Genomic DNA, 18,259 nt, shown 5'->3' on the forward strand with positions numbered 1-18,259 from the left:
CCCAATGATATTCGTGCAGGAATCTTCTGCTTCTGGAGCAGTTCTTCAACCCTCCAGCGCTATAATAATTTGAAGTTATGTTACAAACTACAGCCCCTAAACCTCTACGCTGGCAACGGCAACTCTCTTCTCCACTGGCTCGGCAGGTGGATATTTCTGTGTCGGCTGCCAAATTGACGTTTTATTTGTGGTGGGATCGTCAGATCGCAAGGCAGTCTGCTCATCACCGCAATCGCCGTGCTCAGTGGTTAGTCGGGACGCTGTTAGATTTAGGACCAACATTTATCAAAATTGGGCAATCGCTCTCGACTCGAGCTGATTTGCTGCCTTTGGAGTATGTCAAAGCATTAGGACAACTTCAAGATCGAGTCCCAGAATTTGATTCGAGCCAAGCGATCGCCATTATTGAATCTGAACTAGGCTATCCGCTGCATGTCTTGTATCGAGAATTTGATTCGACTCCGATCGCAGCTGCTAGCTTAGGACAGGTGCATCGTGCTCGGCTGCATACGGGCGAGGAAGTTGTTGTGAAAGTACAACGTCCGGGGTTAGAGCAACTCTTTACGATGGATTTTCAGATTGTAGGTCGGCTCGTGCGATGGATTGATCGCATTGTTCCAACCGCAAGACACTACGATATTTTGGCGATTCATGAGGAATTTTCTGAGATTTTGAATCGTGAGATTGATTATGTGCAAGAAGCGATGAATGCCGATCGCTTTCGACATAATTTTGCTGATCACGATCTCATTGTCGTTCCGAAAATTTATCCTAAGTACACGACGAAGCGTGTGCTGACGATGGAATATGTGCCAGGAATCAAGGTCAACGATCGGCAAGGGTTACTTGCTATCGGGATTGATCCTCGTGAGATTAATCATTTAGGAATTTGTTCGTATCTCAAGCAACTGCTCCAAGATGGCTTTTTTCAAGCTGATCCCCATCCTGGAAATATGGCAGTGAGCCACGATGGAAAGCTAATCTTTTACGATTTTGGCATGATGGCAGAAGTGCAGCCGATCAACCGCAATCAGATGGTTCAGACTTTCTTTGCAGTATTGAAGAAAGATACCGATCAAGTCGTGCAAACGCTGGTGGATATGGGTTTGGTTGAGCCGATGGCAGACATGACCCCCGTGAAGCGAATTGTGGGCGTGTTGGTTGAACGATTTGCGGATAAGCCTGTTGAGATTCAAGCCTTTAAGAGCGTTAGAAATGAACTCTATGCTGTGTTTGAGCAGCAACCGTTCCGATTGCCTGCGCGGATGACTTTTATTATTAAAGCCTTGACGACGTTGGACGGAGTTGCGCGCGATCTTGACCCAAACTATAACTTGTTAGCGGCAGCGAAACCATTTGTGAAGAGTTTGGCGACAATTCCTGCGAAGCAAGGTGGGCTGGGAGAATTGGCGCGGCAGGCGAAGGGATATTTGGCGTATCGCATGACGAAGCCGAATCCCACTCAGACTGCGATCGAGCGATTAGAAGCCCGCTTAGAGCAAGGAGAATTACAAATTCAGGTGCGCTCGATCGAACAAGAACGCGCCTTGAAAAAGCTCAATCTTTCGCTGAGAGCATTGCTTTACGCCTGTATTTCAGGATTCGCAGCACTAACTGGAGCAATTTTGCTCGTTGGAAAAGTGGGCGGTTCAGTATTTGCATTTGCGATCGCAGCAATTGCAGGCTTATTTTTAGTCAAAGCATTGATTGGGTTGAAAATGCGTGACCGTATCGATCGCATGATTGATAATTAAATCGAGCAGAAACCGCGCAAAAGGTGTAGAAAGGATAGAATCACTTTCTAAATGATGCGCGATCGGCTATGAAATTTTCCGCTCTTACAGGTTTTTGGCGGTTTTGGGCAGTGGCAATGGCAGCATTTTGCCTGATATTGGGCATTACGGCTTGCAATCCGCAGGGCTACAAAACACAAGCAGCAAAAGTTCCTCAGCTTGTCGATACGACCCTGAGCGATCCCAAATCATTTAACTATGCGTTGATTAACGAAGATCCAAATGTCGCGGGATTCTTGTATGTGGGATTAATCACAGAAAACGCATTGACCAATGAGCTTGAGCCAGAACTTGCAGAGAAATGGGAACTTTCGCCAGATAAGAAGAAAGTAACATTTACCCTGCGCGAAAACTTGAAATGGTCAGATGGCGTGCCGCTGACAGTCGATGATGTCGTGTTCACGTTCCGGGACATTTTTCTGAATCCTAAAGTGCCAACAGATATTCAAGATGTCCTGCGAATTGGTAAAGGACGGGCATTTCCAACCGTGCGAAAAATCGACGATCGCCGAGTTGAGTTCACCACACCTGAACCGTTTGCTCCCTTTTTGAGAGTGACAGGCGGATTGGCAATTTTGCCCAAACATGCGCTTGAAGAAACAATTCGCAAGACTGGCTCAGACGGCAATCCGCTCTTTTTCTCAACTTGGGGAACGGATACCGATCCGAGGAAAGTGATTTGCAACGGACCTTATACGCTCGACCAATATTTTGCGACACAGCGGATCATTTTCAAACGTAACCCGAACTATTGGAGAAAAGATGAGCAAGGCAATCAGAAGCCTTACATCGAGCGGATTGTTTGGAGTGTGATTGAAAACCAGAATACTGAGCTTCTTCAATTTCGATCAGGTGGAGTCGATATCTCTGAACCGATTCGGGCTGAAGATTATCCCATTCTCAAAAAAGAAGAAAAACGAGGTGATTTCACAGCGTATATTGGCGGCACTCGTCCGATTACGACTTTTATGGCGTTTAACTTAAATCAAGGACGGCGAAACGGAAAGCCTGTCGTTGATCCCGTGAAATCAAAGTGGTTTAACAATCCAAAATTCCGTCAGGCAGTCGCATATGCTATCGATCGAGAACGGATGAACACAAATATCTTCCGAGGCTTGGGAGTCTTGATCAATTCGCAAATTTTGGAGACTAGCCCCTATTATCTCAAGCCCGAAGAAGGCTTAAAAGTTTACCAATACGACCAAAACAAATCAAAGCAACTGCTGAAAGAAGCCGGGTTTAAGCTCAACGATCGCGGACAACTTGCTGACCCAGACGGGAATGTCGTGCGTTTTACGCTGATGACGAATGCAGGGAATGTGGTGCGTGAGTCGATGGTGGCACAGATTAAGCAGGATTTGAGCCAGTTGGGGATTCAAGTTGATATTAATCCGATTAACTTTGGAGTGTTGTTGGATAAGTTAGATAACACTCAAGAATGGGAATCGTATCTACTGGCAATGGGCGGAAGTAAAGAGCCAAATAGTGGAGCAAACGTTTGGTTGCCGGAAAGTCGATCGCATAGTTTTAATCAATCGAGTGCACCTGGAAAACCTCCGCTTGAAGGTCGGGTTGTTGCAGATTGGGAAGCGGAAATTGGGCGATTATATGTCGAAGGTGCTCAAGAATTAGATGAAGCAAAACGGAAGGAAATTTACGGAAAGATTCAGAAAATTTCACAAGAATATTTGCCTTGGATTCCACTTGTGAATGCGCGTGTGATGGCTGTGGTTCGCAATCGGATTAAAGGAGTGAATTATCCTGAAAGTGGCGGTGCACTTTGGAATTTGACTGACCTGAGAATTGAGGATTAGTGATGAAAAAGGTCAGAATCCAGATTGGAGTGTGTTTGACGATCGCACTTCTCTTTTTGTCGAGTTGTAATCCTCATCGATATAAAACGGTTGCTGCACAAGTTCCTCAGTTAGTCTTAGCGAGTCCAACTGATCCCAAAACGTTTAACTACGCCAATAATCAAACTTTCCCATCTGTTTTTCCTTTCATTTATGAAGGGTTAACAAGAGAGAATGGTTTAACAGGAGAGTATGAACCTGCATTAGCTGAATCTTGGAAATTCTCGCCTGATAATAAACGAGTCGCTTTTACTTTAAGACCCAACTTGAAGTGGTCAGATGGAAAACCTCTGACGGCAGATGATGTTGTTTTTACCTATCGAGATATTGTTTTTAATCCGTTGATTCCAACGGATCAAAAAGAGAGTATTCAGATTGGAGCGAAAAAGATTTTTCCAGAGATTCGGAAAATCAACGATCGCCAAGTTGAATTCATCTTGCCTGAACCCTTTGCGCCTCTTATTGCTGCGACTGCTGCACCTGAGGGCATTATGATTTTGCCGAAACATGCCTTAGCAGAAGCAATAAATTCAAAACTACCGGATGGAAATCCTAAATTCATTTCAACTTGGGGAACAGACACCGATCCGAAAAAAATTATTACGAATGGGGCGTATGTCATTGATAGCTATAGCCCAAGTCAGCGATTAGTTTTAAAGCGAAATTCGTATTACTGGCGGAAAGACAAAGATGGCAAGCAATTGCCTTATATCGATCGCATTGTTTGGCAGTTTATCGAAAATTTAGATACGCAATTGCTGAGATTTCGCTCTGGCGATTTGGATGTGATGGGTGATACTCGACCTTTACGATCGGAGTATTTTTCATTATTAAAGCGAGAAGAAAAACGCGGAAATTTCCAGGTCTTAAATGGCGGCCCTTGGTCAGGTGTTTTGTATCTTACTTTTAATCTCAGTAAGGCAAAAGATAAAAATGGCAAGCCCTTTGTTGATCCGGTTAAATCGCGTTGGTTTAATACCCTTGAATTTCGGAAAGCTGTCGCTTATGCAATTAATCGCGATCGCATTAACACTAATCTATTCCGAGGTTTAGGAGTCGTCCAAAATTCGCCGATTTCGGTGCAAAGCCCATTCACTCTCAAGGAAGGTTTAAAAGCCTACAATTACGATCCGAATCAATCAAAAAACTTGCTAAAGAAAGCTGGATTCAAATATGACGATCGCGGTCAGCTCTTTGACTCAGATGGCAATCGAGTTCGCTTTACTTTACTCACCAACTCGAATAATTTAACTCGTGTTGCAATCGGCGCTCAAATTCGGCAAGATTTAGCTGCAATTGGAATTCAAGTTGACTATAATCCGCTGAATTTTAACGTTTTGATCGATAAAATCAATGGAGCAAGAGATTGGGATGCTCACATTATCGGATTTACGGGCGGAACCGAGCCACATGGACTAGCAAATCTGTGGATGACCAGTGGGGGATCGCATTCATTTAATTTGAGCCAGCAAGTTGGACAGCCGAAAATCCAAGGATATGTAGCAAATGAGTGGGAGAAAGAAATCGATCGCTTATTTATCCAAGGTGCTCAAGAACTGAATCCAGAGAAACGCAAAAAAATCTATGGTGAGTTTCAGAAGCTCGTTCAAGAACAGCTTCCTGTGATCCACTTAGTCAATGACTCTGCAATCATGGCAGTCAGAAATCGAGTTCAAGGATTGAAGTATTCTGGTTTACCCAGTTGGGGACTTTGGAACATTCAAGAACTTAAAATCAAAGAGTAGTAGTACCCTTCACATGACCCATCCCGAAGCACTAAAAGCACTGTTAGATGATGTATCTCAAGGCAAACTGAGTTCAGAAGATGCATTGAGCAAGCTGAGATATCTCACTTATGAGCCAGTTGGAGGTTTTGCCAATATTGATCATCATCGATCTCTGAGAACGGGTTTCCCGGAAGTCATTTGGAGTCCGGGTAAAACGCCCGAGCAGATTGCTCAAATCATGGAAACAATGCGAGATAAAGCGACAGTCGTCATGGCAACTCGGATGGAGCCTGAAGTGTATGCTTGGGTGAAAGAAATGGTTCCAGATGCCCTTTACTATGCGACTGCTAAGATTTGCGCGTTAGGCAGTCCAAAAGCTCCGATTTATCCAGGTACAATTGGGATTCTTTCAGCAGGCACAGCAGATCTTCCTGTTGCCGAAGAAGCAGCCATTACTGCTGAACTCTGTGGATTTCGGGTGAATCGACTTTGGGATGTCGGCGTTGCTGGAATTCATCGCTTGCTAAGTAATGTGCATGTGTTGACTCAGGCAGATGTGCTAATTGTCGTCGCAGGAATGGAAGGAGCATTGCCGAGTGTAGTAGCTGGTCTGTCAGATTGTGCGATCGTTGCTGTTCCCACCAGTATCGGATATGGAGCCAGTTTTAATGGACTATCCGCATTGCTCACGATGCTGAATTCTTGTGCGACTGGTATTGGGGTCGTCAATATTGACAACGGATTTGGAGCCGCCATGTTAGCAGGTCAAATTCTGAGAACGGCTAGTAAACTGAAGTAACCTGAGCAGCACAGAGTGAGAAGTCAGAATCTTACAAAATTCCGACTTCTGAACAATCATCACCTAGCTATTGAACGCTGGAAAGAAGTTTGATCCCACCGATTTTTTCAATCGCCGCATCGCCCGCCCTGCCATATCCGTAAATAGTAAATCGCCACACAAAAGCTGAGTAGCATAGCGTGTACTTTTCTCATACTTCACGCCGTACTTATAGCAAACTCCCGTCCACTGGTAAAACACCCGCGCTAAATTCAAAGCTGCATCAAAATTTGCTGCAAACTCGGCGTGAATGCGATCGGTATATTCATCTGCTGCTTGATCAATAATGCTTTGAGCTGCGATCGCACCACTCTTCACTGCATGGAGAATTCCATCGCCAAACAACGGATTAATTAATCCCGCTGCATCCCCGACTAGTAAAATTCGTCCTTCATGTAATGGCTCTTTCCCACTCCATGTCGGCAACGGATGAGCGTGAAATTTCAAAGCTGAACGATCGTATTTCAATCCCAACGCATCCATATATTCCAGAATCGTCTTCTGCAACTGCGCGGGTAAATCGCGATCGCGTCTCGCATCTTGATTATCTGGACGAAACACACCTGCTCCAATATTCAAATGATCAGCTTTCGGAAAAATCCAGGCATATCCGCGTTTCACCGCACCGTATTCTAAATGAGCAATATCGGGACGTAAATCTGCATGACCCTCGCCCCATTGATGTGGATGCTCAATCTCCATTGCTAACGCGATCGCTTTGCGCTTTCTCAACTGAGTCGCCTTTGCAACCACTCCATTCGCGCCATCTGCTCCAATCACATATCGCGCCTTTGCTGTAAATTCCGCTCCTGTCTTAATCCCCTGTGCTCGGACAATCACGCCATCAGGTTCGGGTTCAAGCGATCGGAGCGCAATTCCATCTCGCAACTCGGCTCCAAACTGGCTCGCTCTTTGAGCCAGAGCATTGTCGAAAAGAGGTCGTTGAACCATCCAGAGCGATAAGCGCTCATCCGTCGATCGCGGATTCATCGAAACAAGATAGGGATCTTCAAACTTCCAGGTATGCCGCATCTGGGTAACATCCGACTCGACAAATGCCTCTGGAGCTAAATCTTGTAACTGAGACTGCATCACCATCGGCATTCCACCCCCGCACGTCTTATGGCGAGGCAAAAACTGTTTTTCCAGTAGAGCTACAGTGAATCCAGCTTGGGCAAGTTGAGCAGCAGCGATCGAGCCAGAGGGGCCTGCACCGATAACAACGACATCGTAGGTTTGCATGAGCGATCTAGAAAATTGCACCTACTAGACTATCACCGTAAAAGCTGGCTCAGCACTGAATCCATGCCCTGCACTTCTAGTAAAACCTGTTGCTTTTCACGCTCACCATAGGCATCCCAGTTATTTCGCAAATTAATGCCTAATGAGTACCGTTGTCTAGAACAACAAATAATCACCGAAATTCCGCGATCGAGCAATCTTGAGCCTAAGTCATACGCTTGATCTCGACGCTGCGCACTAAAGCTATGAAACTGGCAAAACAACTCACCTTGATAGCTAATTCCATCACAGAGTTGATCGTGAAACCAAAACTTAAAAAATCGACAATCGGATTCATTTGCGAGTAGCAGGTTCATGCAAAATAATAGATCAGCCCAATCATTAAATACTTCAAAGGAAAATTCAGAGTTTCCGGTTCATTGTGCCAGTTTTAGAACATATAAATGTATCTTTTCAATCCAATTGGCGCAGTCAGTGCACCCCCATTTCTTAGGGTATTGAATGTCAAACTCAGGTTGATTCAGTTCTTATTCTTAACACTATTTAATAAAGTCGGGCAACCTATCTATCCTAAGACAGACGAAATATGCAGTTTGTCGCGAAGACATCAAAAAACAGCCTCAGCGATAAAGTTTAAGTAATTTCCACAGTTTCTCTGAAGGAAGGGCTCAGACTGTCATAAGGGATCTGGCATTTTTGGCATAAAATTCGCTAAAATCAGCTTTAATTGCCGTGTTTTTACGAGGGTGCTCGGAATTTTGAATCCATGCTTATACGGGGAGCATCGTCACAATTACGGAGCAGGATCGTAATTTCAGATGTCAGTGAGCATCAAAGCGAGTACACCCCCAAAAACGTTCCCATTCGACTGCAATGCAAAACTGCAATGATTCCATCATCAGATCTCAATCGACTCAGCTGCCAGATCGGGGAACCTTCATGAAAATTTTGGTGATTGAAGACGAAAAAGATGTTCGGCTGAACATTCTAGAAATTCTTGCCTCTGGGGGCTTTGACTCCCTGAATGCCGATAATGGTATGACCGGAATTCAATTGGCAAAGGAGCGATCGCCCGATTTGATTCTCTGCGATATCAAAATGCCTGATTTTGACGGCTACAACGTTTTAGAAGCATTGCGTCAAGATCCAAGCACAGCAATGATTCCGTTTATTTTTCTGACCGCCAAAGCCGATAAAGCCGATATGCGACAGGGGATGAATTTGGGCGCGGATGACTACTTAACCAAACCCTTTCGCCGGGTGGAATTATTAGAGACGATCGCTGCTCGTCTGAAACGGCATAGCGCCCAACTTGAGATTCAGAGAAAGGTCGATGAACTGCAATCCATCAATAGTCAGAAAAACGATCTGCTCAACACGATTACGCACGATCTGCGCGCACCACTCACGACAATTAAAGTGGCGCTGCAATTAATGGATGCGATGCCGGACAATCGGCGGCAATATATCGATATTGCGCTGAATGCGTGCGATCAAGGCGATGAATTGATCCAAAACTTATTAGATTTGTATCAACTGGAATCTGGAGAAGCGTTAGCTCCACCCGAACCGCTCAATTTAAGAGAGCTTTTGCGGAAAACAACAGATGCGTTTCAAGTCAGAACTCGGGACTGTCAACAACTTCTCAAGGTGAATCTTCCCGAAACCTTGCCTGTGATTGTGGCAGATGGAGTCAGTTTGCGCCGAATTCTCGTTGAGCTTTTAAATAATGCCTGCAAATATACACAAAGTGGAGGTGAAATCTGCCTCAAAGTTCGCGAAGGATTGAGTGAAAATCAGACTCCACTTTTGCAATTTACGATCGCCAATCAATCCGAAATTCCGACAAAAAACTTGCCGCATATTTTTGACAAATTTTATCGAGTTCCGGGCAGCGATCGCTGGCAAAAAGGCGGCACAGGACTAGGACTTGCCCTCGTCAAAAAGCTCGTTGAACAGCTTCAAGGCAGTATTATTGTAAAAAGCCAGACTGGGTGGACTACTTTTGTCATCGAACTGCCTTATGAAACTCTTTAAATGAACTTCAGCAAGTCTCCATGAAGTTCGATCAAAATTTAAGTAAAGATTTTAGAGGCAAAGATTTATTCACCCCTGAATTCGAGCGTGAGTCATGCGAGAAACTGACCAGATCCAGTTACAACAGCGCAATGCGGAACTCGAAGTACTCGTCGCCGAACTGCGATCGCAACTTCAAGCCCAATCTGTGCAAGAACTGACAAAAACCCCCAAAGCAATCGCTCCTTCAGTGTCGAGCGTGGAGGCGGAATTTGATCTGGATACCGTGCGATCGCTGCGTTATCAAATCACCAAACTCGAACATAAGATCGAACAACTTCAAGCTGAAGTCAGTCGTCGCCGTCGTGAGCAAGAAAGCCTTAGAACGAGCGAACAACGCTATCGATCCGTTGTAGAAGCGATGCATGAAGCTGTGATGATGCTCAATGCAGAAGGACTCATCGAAACTTGTAATGCCAGTACTGAGAAAATCTTGGAATGTGCGATCGATGAATTGATCGATCGCAATATTTTGGAGTTGGGCTGGGAAGCGATCCATGAAGATGGTTCTGCATTTGATCTCGAAACTTTTCCGGGTCTGATCACGGCAAAAACGGGGATTCCCTGCTCAGAAGTCATTCTGGGTCTCTGCAAACCTGAGAAACAGGTAACTTGGATTTCGATCAATTCTCAGCCGCTGTTTCAGCCTGGGCAAGTTTTACCCTACGCGGTCGTTGTTTCTTTTTCAGATATTAGTCTGCGCCGCTGGATCGAAGAGGAGCGGCATCAACTGTTAGCCCGTGAGCAAACTGCCCGTGCTGAAGCAGAATTAGCCCGTGAACAGATTAACCGGGTTTTGCAGAGCATTACCGATGGATTTGTCGCGCTCGATCGCTCTGCTCGTTTTACCTATGTCAATCATGCTGCCGCACAGATCTTAGGGAAGCCTGCCCGAGATTTGCTCGGCAAAGTGCTTTGGCAGGAGTTTCCCGACTTTGCAGAAACGAGTTTTGGGCAACTCTATCGACGTGCGATGGCAGAAGGTGTCCCCCTCGAAATTGTCGATTACTATATCCCCTGCCAGGGCTGGTATTCAATGCGCGCCTATCCTGCTAAGTCTGGCGTGTCTTTATTTTTCCGCAATATGACCGATTCGGTCGAAACCGCAAGAGAGCGCGACCAAGCTCAGCAAGCGCTCAGATGTGCCTTACAGCGGTTATCCTTCCATGTGGATAATTCACCGTTTGCTGTCATTGAATGGGATCAAAATTTACGGATCACTCGCTGGTCACGCGAAGCCGAAGCCTTACTCGGATGGGATGCGTCTGAAGTGATTGGCAAACAGTTTGGAAGTTGGGAATTAGTCGTACCAGAGGATTTAGGCACGGTTGATCGCGCGATCGCGCAACTTCTCAACGGGCAGACGACTCGCAATGTTTGTACCAGCCGCAATGTCTCGAAAGATGGCTCGATCGTGCCCTGTGAATGGTATAACTCCGTCCTGTTTGATAGCTCAGGTGAGCTAATTTCAGTCTTGTCGCTGATTTTGAATGTGCGAGAGCGACAGCAAGTCGAAGATGAACGCAAAGCTGCGGCTGCGGAACTGCGAGAAAGTGAAGAACGATTCCGGCAGTTAGCTGAGAACATTGAACAGATCTTCTGGATGTACGATGTCGAGCAACGCAAGCTGATTTACATCAGTCCAGGATGTCAGCAAGTTTTGGGGTATGACAGTCAAAGCTGTTATGAGAAACCGTTAAGTTTTTGGCTCAATCGGGGGCTACCAGAAGATATCCCCCATCTGATGAAAGTCAGTCGGCAAGCACTCAGAGGCAAATCCGCAGAGGCAACATTTCAGTTCCAGCGCCCCGATCAAGAAAAGCGCTGGTTACTCGCACGTGCCTTTCCCGTGCGCAATCAGCAAGGCAAAGTCTATCGCATAGCGGGAATTGCAGAAGATATTACCGAAGCTAAGCATCGAGAAGCAGAGCGCCAAGCTCAAGAGCAGCGATTGTTGCTTTTAGAGTCTGTCGTCTTAAATGCAAATGATGCGATCGTGATTACTGAAGCAGAACCCGTGGAGCCACCAGGTCCGAGAATTGTCTTTGTGAATGATGCCTTCACGCGCATGATGGGCTACGAGAAGCATGAGGTGATTGGCAAGACCCCTCGGATTTTGCAAGGTCCGAAAACGAATTGGACAGTCTTGAAGAATCTGCGATCGGCTTTAAAGAACTGGCAACCTGTGATTACCGAACTGATCAACTATCACAAAGACGGGTCTGAAGTGTGGATCGAACTGAGTATTTTCCCAGTCACCGACCAAACCGGACATTACACTTATTGGGTCGGCTTGCAGCGTGAAATTACCCACCGCAAACAAGCTGAGATTGAAATGCGAAAAGCATTAGAAAAAGAACGCGAGCTAAGCGAACTGAAATCAAACTTTGTCACCACTGTTTCGCATGAGTTTCGTACGCCCTTGAGTACGATTCTTTCTTCGGCAGACATGCTGGAGTTTTATGCGGGAAATTGTTCGATCGATAAACAACTTGAACATATCCAGCGCATTCAAGCGGCATCTTTGAACATGAAAGACCTTCTCAGTGACATTCTGATGCTGGAGCGGGCTGATGCCAAGAAAGTCAAGTTTGAACCGGCTCCACTCAATATTTTGTCTTTTTGCGAGAACCTGATCGATGAAATGCGATTGAATGATCAAGCTCAGCACCAGATTAGGTTTGAACCGGAAGCGGATGTGTCAGAAATTCGCGGCTACATGGATGCGAAATTGATGCGGCAAATTTTTACCAATCTGCTTTCTAATGCGTTGAAATACTCTCCGGCTGAGTCCACCATCACATTCCGAATCCGACAAGATCAGACCCACGTTTACTTTGAAGTGCAAGATCAAGGCATTGGAATCCCGGAAAGTGATCAAGTGCGGCTCTTTGAAGCATTTCATCGAGCTACGAATGTCGGAATGATTTCTGGAAATGGATTAGGACTGGCGATCGTCAAACAATCAGTTGAAATTCATCAAGGGCAGATTCAATTAACGAGTCATGAAAATCAAGGAACAATGGTTCAAGTGATGTTGCCTCTGCGCCCTCAAGATACGGAAATTTTAGACTGATGGTGAAATGGTTGATATTTGCGATCGCAGGATTAGGCATCGCTGGGCTAGGCAAGATCGGTGAGATGACGATTGAGACAATGGGCAGCCTCGTTCACTTTAACTGTCGCCCAACCGCAAACCGTGTGATCTGTGAATTAACGCATGAACCTTTAATCGGTTCATTGAAAACAATTGAGTTTGAGAAGCAAGAGTTAAAGATGACCACCATCCAGCAAGGACGGCGCTCTACAGATCAACGGTTAGCAATCGTTTTACAATCCGGTGCAGTGATTCCTCTCACTCACAATTGGTCAACCAGCAACAATCAGCAATTGTTGCAGCAACGGGATTTGCTCGATCGCTTTATTGCCGACACAACTGCAAAGACGCTGAATATTCGGACACACCGACCTGGACAGCTTTGGGTCATTTTAGCGAGTTTGCTAGCAGGCATGGGAGGATGCGTTGCGATCGCGCTTAAACTCTCCAAAGGGTGATTCCTCTAGTGAGATCGTTTGCCTCACAAGCCAGATTCCGGGAAAACGGGATGGCTAGAAATTAGGGCGGCGGGAGGATTCCATCCCGTCTGGAATTGTGTCAATTTAGAAAGGATTGGTTCAAGAAATTCACTCTGTCATCAATACTTGTAGAGATCTTGTTTAGCGCCTTCACCTTGAGGGCTATGGGGATCTCAACTTAGCGAATTGACAAATTCATCGGCATTTACGCTCAATCCCCATGCTGTCACAGTCGCCTACCCTCGAAGATATTGAAGTTCAACTGCTGTTTGATGGCATTTATCGCTACTACGGCTATGATTTTCGCAACTATGCCTCTTCATCTCGGAGACGAAGAGTGCAAAATTTTATGCAGTCTGAAAGAATTGAGACAATCTCAGCATTACAGGAAAAAGTCTTGCACGATCGCGCCACGCTCGATCGCTTCTTGCTCAACTTGACCGTCAATGTCACCTCTATGTTTCGCGATCCGAGCTTCTTTCTGACCTTCAGAAACGTCGTCTTGCCTATGTTGCGCACTTATCCCTTTATTCGGATTTGGCACGCAGGCTGCTCAACCGGAGAAGAAGTGTATTCCATGGCAATTTTATTGCAAGAAGCAGGCATCTACCATCGCTGTCGGATCTACGCAACCGACACTAATGAGAAAGCATTGCAAGCTGCCAAGACTGGAATATTTTCACTGTCTGCAATGCAAGAATATACGCAGCAATATCTCAAAGCAGGAGGTAGCAAATCATTCTCTGAGTACTATACAGCCGCGTACGAAAATGCGATTTTTCGCGCTTCGCTGCGCGACAACATTGTCTTCTCGCAACACAATCTTGTGACTGATGGATCATTCAATGAATTCAATGTGATTTTGTGCCGCAATGTCTTGATTTACTTCGATCGTGTCTTACAAAATCGCGTGCATGAGCTGTTTTATCAAAGCCTCTGCCCTTTTGGCATTTTGGCATTAGGACGGCAAGAATCTCTCCGATTTACGGCGTATCACGATCGCTACGAACCCCTTTCAACCTCTGAGAAGCTTTATCGGAGGTTAGACTAATGGCACCTGCTTTGGTGGCGATAGGTACTTCTCTAGGGGGATTATCCGCGCTGCGGACTATGTTAAAAGGGGTACCAGGATGTTTCACAGTGCCGATCGCCATCGTACAGCATCGGGATCAAGGATCGACAGACATGCTCAGCCGGATTTTACAGCAGGAAAGCGCGTTGACCATTTTGGAAGTGGAGGACAAAGAGCCGATTCGCCCTGGATTCGTTTACTTAGCTCCGCCGAATTACCATCTTCTTGCTGAACCTGAGTATTTTTCGCTTTCAATTGATCCCCCCGTTGCTTTTGCAAGACCTTCGATCGATGTCTTGTTCGAGTCCGCAGCAAAGGTTTACGCTCAGTCGGTCATCGGGATCATCTTGACGGGTGCAAATCAAGATGGTTCAGAAGGTCTGGCTCAGATTAAAGCGCAAGGCGGCACGACCATCGTGCAAGATCCTCGTACTGCTGAATGCCCGATTATGCCGGAAGCCGCAATTGCTAAAAGCGCTGTTGATTATGTTCTCCCGTTGCATCAGATTCCATCTATGCTGGTTACTCTCTGCTCCTAACCTCACCCTACTCCCGCTGTTTTAGGATCGTTCCCATGTCGTTGAACAAACCCGTTAACATTCTTCTTGTCGATGACCAACCTGAAAACTTGCTGGCATTGGAAGCGGTCTTAGGCAAGCTCGGGGAGAATCTGATACAGGCATCCTCTGGAGAAGAAGCGCTACGATGTCTGCTGAATCAAGATTTTGCGGTGATTCTGCTCGATGTCCAGATGCCCGGGATCGATGGGTTTGAAACGGCAAGTTTGATTCGATCAAGAGCGCGATCGCAGCATACGCCAATTATTTTTCTAACGGCTTTTGATTCGAGTGATCACGGGATTTTTCGAGGCTACTCACTCGGTGCAGTGGACTATTTGATCAAGCCGATTAATTCCGACATTTTGGTTTCTAAAGTTGCAGTATTCGTCGATTTATTTAAGAAAACGGCAGCGGTTAAGCTACAAGCAGCGCAGCTTAAGGCAGTCAATGCTGAATTGCGGCGGAGTGAAGAACAGTTTCGCTCTCTATCAGCATCCTCGCCATCTGGAATTTTTGTGATTGATCCGACGGGACAATGTACCTATACCAATCCCCGCTACGACGCGATTTGTGGCAGGTTGGCTGAGAATTGGTGTGAGTGTGTTCACTTAGAGGATCGCGATCGCGCGATTTCTCAGTGGCAGGTCTATCTCGAACAGGGCGGAGAATTTTCCGAAGAATTTCGCCTACACACTCAAGATACGCGCGCGTTGTGGGTACAAGTGCGATCGTGTCCGATGTTTTCCCAAACTGGTGAACCTCAAGGGTATGTTGGCACAATCGAGGACATTACAGAGCGCAAAGAAGCGGAAGCCACCCGTGCTCAAGTCATGCGCGAACAGCTCGCGCGCCAAGAAGCAGAAGTCGCCAATCGCATGAAAGATGAGTTTTTGGCGGTGCTTTCTCATGAGTTGAGAACGCCGCTCAATTCGATGTTGGGCTGGGTACGGTTACTGCGATCGAAACAGTACGACCAGAAAATGATCGATCGCGCCTTAGAAACGATCGAACGCAATGCGGAAACTCAGGCGCAGTTAGTTGAAGATATTTTAGACGTGTCGAAGATTATTCGCGGCAAGCTGCGGCTGAATTATCGGGCGGTGCATCCGATCGCTGTGATTCAAGCTGCGATCGATGCCGTCCGTCCTCAGATCGAGGCAAAATCGATCTTACTCGAAACAGAGTTTGAACCCGATTTACCGAGCCTTTGGGGAGATTCGACTCGGTTGCAGCAAATTATCTGGAATTTGCTCACAAATGCGGTGAAATTTACGCCATCCGAGGGACAAATTACCATTCGCCTCACGTTGGATGATGCGAACATGGCGAAAATTGCTGTGATGGATACGGGCATGGGGATTGAGTCAGAATTTTTGCCGCATGTGTTCGATCGCTTTCGCCAAGCAGACAGTACTACGACTCGATCGCATAATGGGCTAGGCTTAGGACTCGCGATCGTGCGACATTTGGTCGAAATGCATGGAGGAACGATCTCAGCGGATAGTCCAGGAGCAGGATTAGGAGCGACATTCACGGTGCGATTGCCGCTCTTGAATTCGAGCGAGTTGCAGGATAAATTGCCAGGGGATTCTCTGATGTCAGTAGACACTGCTCAGAAAGTGATCTGGTAAGCTGAGCCGTTAATTTCACTTTGCTAGTCAACGGCATTCATTTTGCGAAGTGGGGAGATGGGGAGCCGCAACTAAGTCGGGAAAATGAATTGGAAGATTGTCGCTCTCGTTTGCGTCCCGCCCTGAACTGGAAGTTCGGGCTAACTGTGCGAAGTGGGTTGAAACCCACTGAAGAAAGTGTTTTCATGGGCTGTCAGTCCCAGAGCGGACTTCGCACAGCTAGTCCCGAATTCATGCCGGAGGGGTGAGCAACGAAGCGAAAGAATGTGCCGAACTGATGTTGAATGACGCCCATCTCCCTATCAGGATGAATTGCGGTGAACGACTACCTCAATCTAAACGTAGCCATGCTCCGCCAAAAAATCCATCGAAACGCGATCGGGCACTTCTGCTCCCGGTTTCTCACCCCGCAAAAACCGCTCTACATATTTTCCTAAAATATCGCCTTCTAAATTCACCCAATCCCCAGGCTTCAGTTCACACAAATTCGTTGCAGCATAAGTGTGAGGAATGACTGCAACGGTAAACCAGGAACCATCCGGCGCACAATTTGCCACAGTCAAACTAATGCCATTGACGGAAATACTCCCTTTCGGCAAAATGTAGCGAGCAACTTGGTCACTCTCCGTATTGAAGCGCATCTCCCAAGACGTCGCAGACTCAGCCGCAGAATGAAACGTTCCTACCCCATCCACATGCCCTGTGACAAAATGCCCGCCTAATTTACTACCAACCCGCAGCGAAGTTTCCAAATTCACGAACTTTGCGCTATCTGCCGCGCGTCCGAGAGTTGTACGATTCACCGTTTCCGGAGAAACATCTGCGACAAACCCATCATCGAGAATCTCCGTAACGGTCAAACAAACTCCATCCACTGCGACACTATCGCCGAGTTCTAAACCCTGCAAAATCACCGACATTGCAGACCCCGAAATTTTTACCTGTTCGGGATTGAGAACTGCTAAATGACCAACCGTTTGTACAAGTCCTGTAAACACAAAATTAAGTCCTTATTGACAATAAGATCCCGATCGTCCCCAATCTGATTTGCTGATGTAACGGGAGATTCAGAATTTTTTTGAATCCTATCTAGACATTCAAAGTCAGACGAATTACAGTCTAAAATCACAATAGAGAGTTTAGGGTGGTTTAGCGCTACTTTAATCTTTTCCTCAAGAAAATGATGAAATTTGGAAGTCCTCTTTTATTTTGTCAAATTCTGAAAGGGATGAATTAGGATCTGATCTAAGAACGCACCCGAATGCGATTTCTCGAACGCAATCCTGCTCCCGGAGCGCGATCGATTACGTCTCTTGAACGAAGTTCGTTTTAGACACTTCTCTATCCATTTCGTGATCTCTGGAGATCTAGAGGCTACACCATGATTGAAATGAAGGTTGCAGGCATTGCACTAGAAGCATCCACTCGAAGTCCGATCATTTTGTTAAAAGATGCAACCGATCGACGAGCGCTGCCAATCTATATTGGTCAAGACCAAGCAAAAGCAATTATTAGCGTTCTTGAAGGTCAGACCCATCCTCGTCCTCTGACTCACGACTTAATGGTCAATTTCTTAGAAGCCTGGGAAATAGAGGTCGAGAAAGTCATTATTCACTCATTGCAAGATAATACATTTTACGCGATTTTAGTGACGAAGCAGGGCGAAACCCGGCGCGAGATTGATTCTCGCCCCAGTGATGCGATCGCAATCGCTCTGAGAACGAATAGCCCAATTTGGGTGATGGAAGAAGTCGTGGCAGATGCCTCGATTCCAGTCGATCGAGACGCAGACGAAGCAGAACGTCGCGCCTTTAGAGAATTTATCTCGAATCTCAGCCCGGATGAATTGATCCAACGAGGACGGTTTAGTAGTGGAGAAGCGCAGTAGCTC

The 18,259-nt window shown here is 46.2% G+C and carries 14 protein-coding genes; 11 read left to right on the plus strand and 3 right to left on the minus strand.

Annotation, left to right across the window (positions count from 1 at the left end; translation table 11 throughout):
- Nucleotides 1–77 precede the first annotated feature (77 nt).
- The 4 genes from J0L70_RS07955 (at nt 78) to larB (ending at nt 6,172) form a co-directional block, all read left to right on the plus strand.
- Nucleotides 78–1,754 (plus strand): ABC1 kinase family protein, encoded by a 1,677-nt coding sequence (locus tag J0L70_RS07955; protein ID WP_287453963.1) that lies wholly within the window; start codon nt 78–80, stop codon nt 1,752–1,754.
- A 68-nt stretch (nt 1,755–1,822) separates the two neighbouring features.
- Nucleotides 1,823–3,607, plus strand: a complete 1,785-nt coding sequence (locus tag J0L70_RS07960; protein WP_190652797.1) for an ABC transporter substrate-binding protein — start codon at nt 1,823–1,825, stop codon at nt 3,605–3,607.
- Nucleotides 3,608–3,609: 2 nt separating this feature from the next.
- Complete coding sequence (locus J0L70_RS07965; protein ID WP_287453965.1) at nt 3,610–5,391, plus strand: ABC transporter substrate-binding protein; 1,782 nt, start codon at nt 3,610–3,612, stop codon at nt 5,389–5,391.
- A gap of 13 nt (nt 5,392–5,404) precedes the next feature.
- A complete protein-coding gene (gene larB, locus J0L70_RS07970; RefSeq protein WP_017289850.1) occupies nt 5,405–6,172 on the plus strand; it encodes a nickel pincer cofactor biosynthesis protein LarB in 768 nt (255 codons plus the stop codon).
- Between the two features lie 63 nt (nt 6,173–6,235).
- On the opposite strand, the gene J0L70_RS07975 is transcribed toward larB, so the two are convergent.
- Both J0L70_RS07975 and J0L70_RS07980 read right to left on the minus strand, forming a co-directional pair.
- The gene (locus J0L70_RS07975) at nt 6,236–7,453 is read right to left on the minus strand and encodes a geranylgeranyl reductase family protein (RefSeq protein WP_287453968.1); all 1,218 of its coding nucleotides are present in this window, start codon (nt 7,451–7,453) and stop codon (nt 6,236–6,238) included.
- Between the two features lie 32 nt (nt 7,454–7,485).
- A complete protein-coding gene (locus J0L70_RS07980) occupies nt 7,486–7,809 on the minus strand; it encodes a hypothetical protein (RefSeq protein WP_017289852.1) in 324 nt (107 codons plus the stop codon).
- Between the two features lie 583 nt (nt 7,810–8,392).
- On the opposite strand from J0L70_RS07980, the gene J0L70_RS07985 reads away from it, so the two are divergent.
- From J0L70_RS07985 to J0L70_RS08010, 6 genes are all read left to right on the plus strand, one after another.
- Complete coding sequence (locus J0L70_RS07985) at nt 8,393–9,490, plus strand: hybrid sensor histidine kinase/response regulator (protein ID WP_148664729.1); 1,098 nt, start codon at nt 8,393–8,395, stop codon at nt 9,488–9,490.
- Between the two features lie 94 nt (nt 9,491–9,584).
- Nucleotides 9,585–12,605, plus strand: a complete 3,021-nt coding sequence (locus J0L70_RS07990) for a PAS domain-containing sensor histidine kinase (protein WP_287453969.1) — start codon at nt 9,585–9,587, stop codon at nt 12,603–12,605.
- The gene (locus tag J0L70_RS07995) at nt 12,605–13,084 is read left to right on the plus strand and encodes a hypothetical protein (protein WP_017289855.1); all 480 of its coding nucleotides are present in this window, start codon (nt 12,605–12,607) and stop codon (nt 13,082–13,084) included. The genes J0L70_RS07990 and J0L70_RS07995 overlap by 1 nt, the downstream gene beginning before the upstream one ends.
- Nucleotides 13,085–13,325: 241 nt before the next feature.
- On the plus strand, nt 13,326–14,156 hold the full coding sequence (locus J0L70_RS08000) for a CheR family methyltransferase (protein ID WP_017289856.1): 831 nt from the start codon (nt 13,326–13,328) through the stop codon (nt 14,154–14,156).
- The gene (locus tag J0L70_RS08005; RefSeq protein WP_017289857.1) at nt 14,156–14,716 is read left to right on the plus strand and encodes a chemotaxis protein CheB; all 561 of its coding nucleotides are present in this window, start codon (nt 14,156–14,158) and stop codon (nt 14,714–14,716) included. Before J0L70_RS08000 ends, J0L70_RS08005 begins: the two co-directional genes overlap by 1 nt.
- Nucleotides 14,717–14,751: 35 nt before the next feature.
- The gene (locus J0L70_RS08010) at nt 14,752–16,368 is read left to right on the plus strand and encodes a sensor histidine kinase (RefSeq protein ID WP_287453970.1); all 1,617 of its coding nucleotides are present in this window, start codon (nt 14,752–14,754) and stop codon (nt 16,366–16,368) included.
- Between the two features lie 335 nt (nt 16,369–16,703).
- Here J0L70_RS08010 and ribE read toward each other — a convergent pair whose 3' ends face one another.
- Complete coding sequence (ribE, locus tag J0L70_RS08015; protein WP_287453972.1) at nt 16,704–17,366, minus strand: riboflavin synthase; 663 nt, start codon at nt 17,364–17,366, stop codon at nt 16,704–16,706.
- Between the two features lie 383 nt (nt 17,367–17,749).
- On the opposite strand from ribE, the gene J0L70_RS08020 reads away from it, so the two are divergent.
- Nucleotides 17,750–18,256, plus strand: coding sequence for a bifunctional nuclease family protein (locus tag J0L70_RS08020; RefSeq protein ID WP_017289860.1), 507 nt, complete (start codon nt 17,750–17,752; stop codon nt 18,254–18,256).
- Nucleotides 18,257–18,259 lie beyond the last annotated feature (3 nt).

It is taken from the genome of Leptolyngbya sp. UWPOB_LEPTO1 (genome assembly GCF_017302695.1).
Lineage (GTDB): Bacteria > Cyanobacteriota > Cyanobacteriia > Leptolyngbyales > Leptolyngbyaceae > Leptolyngbya > Leptolyngbya boryana.

Bases quoted from the DNA above. Each gene is read 5' to 3' on its own strand.
- J0L70_RS08020 (WP_017289860.1), top strand. From the start codon at position 17,750: ATGATTGAAATGAAGGTTGCAGGCATTGCACTAGAAGCATCCACTCGA.
- J0L70_RS07980 (WP_017289852.1), bottom strand. From the start codon at position 7,809: ATGAACCTGCTACTCGCAAATGAATCCGATTGTCGATTTTTTAAGTTT.
- J0L70_RS07975 (WP_287453968.1), bottom strand. From the start codon at position 7,453: ATGCAAACCTACGATGTCGTTGTTATCGGTGCAGGCCCCTCTGGCTCG.
- J0L70_RS08010 (WP_287453970.1), top strand. From the start codon at position 14,752: ATGTCGTTGAACAAACCCGTTAACATTCTTCTTGTCGATGACCAACCT.
- J0L70_RS08005 (WP_017289857.1), top strand. From the start codon at position 14,156: ATGGCACCTGCTTTGGTGGCGATAGGTACTTCTCTAGGGGGATTATCC.
- J0L70_RS07960 (WP_190652797.1), top strand. From the start codon at position 1,823: ATGAAATTTTCCGCTCTTACAGGTTTTTGGCGGTTTTGGGCAGTGGCA.
- J0L70_RS07965 (WP_287453965.1), top strand. From the start codon at position 3,610: ATGAAAAAGGTCAGAATCCAGATTGGAGTGTGTTTGACGATCGCACTT.
- J0L70_RS07955 (WP_287453963.1), top strand. From the start codon at position 78: ATGTTACAAACTACAGCCCCTAAACCTCTACGCTGGCAACGGCAACTC.
- J0L70_RS07985 (WP_148664729.1), top strand. From the start codon at position 8,393: ATGAAAATTTTGGTGATTGAAGACGAAAAAGATGTTCGGCTGAACATT.
- J0L70_RS08000 (WP_017289856.1), top strand. From the start codon at position 13,326: ATGCTGTCACAGTCGCCTACCCTCGAAGATATTGAAGTTCAACTGCTG.
- J0L70_RS07995 (WP_017289855.1), top strand. From the start codon at position 12,605: ATGGTGAAATGGTTGATATTTGCGATCGCAGGATTAGGCATCGCTGGG.
- J0L70_RS07990 (WP_287453969.1), top strand. From the start codon at position 9,585: ATGCGAGAAACTGACCAGATCCAGTTACAACAGCGCAATGCGGAACTC.
- larB (WP_017289850.1), top strand. From the start codon at position 5,405: ATGACCCATCCCGAAGCACTAAAAGCACTGTTAGATGATGTATCTCAA.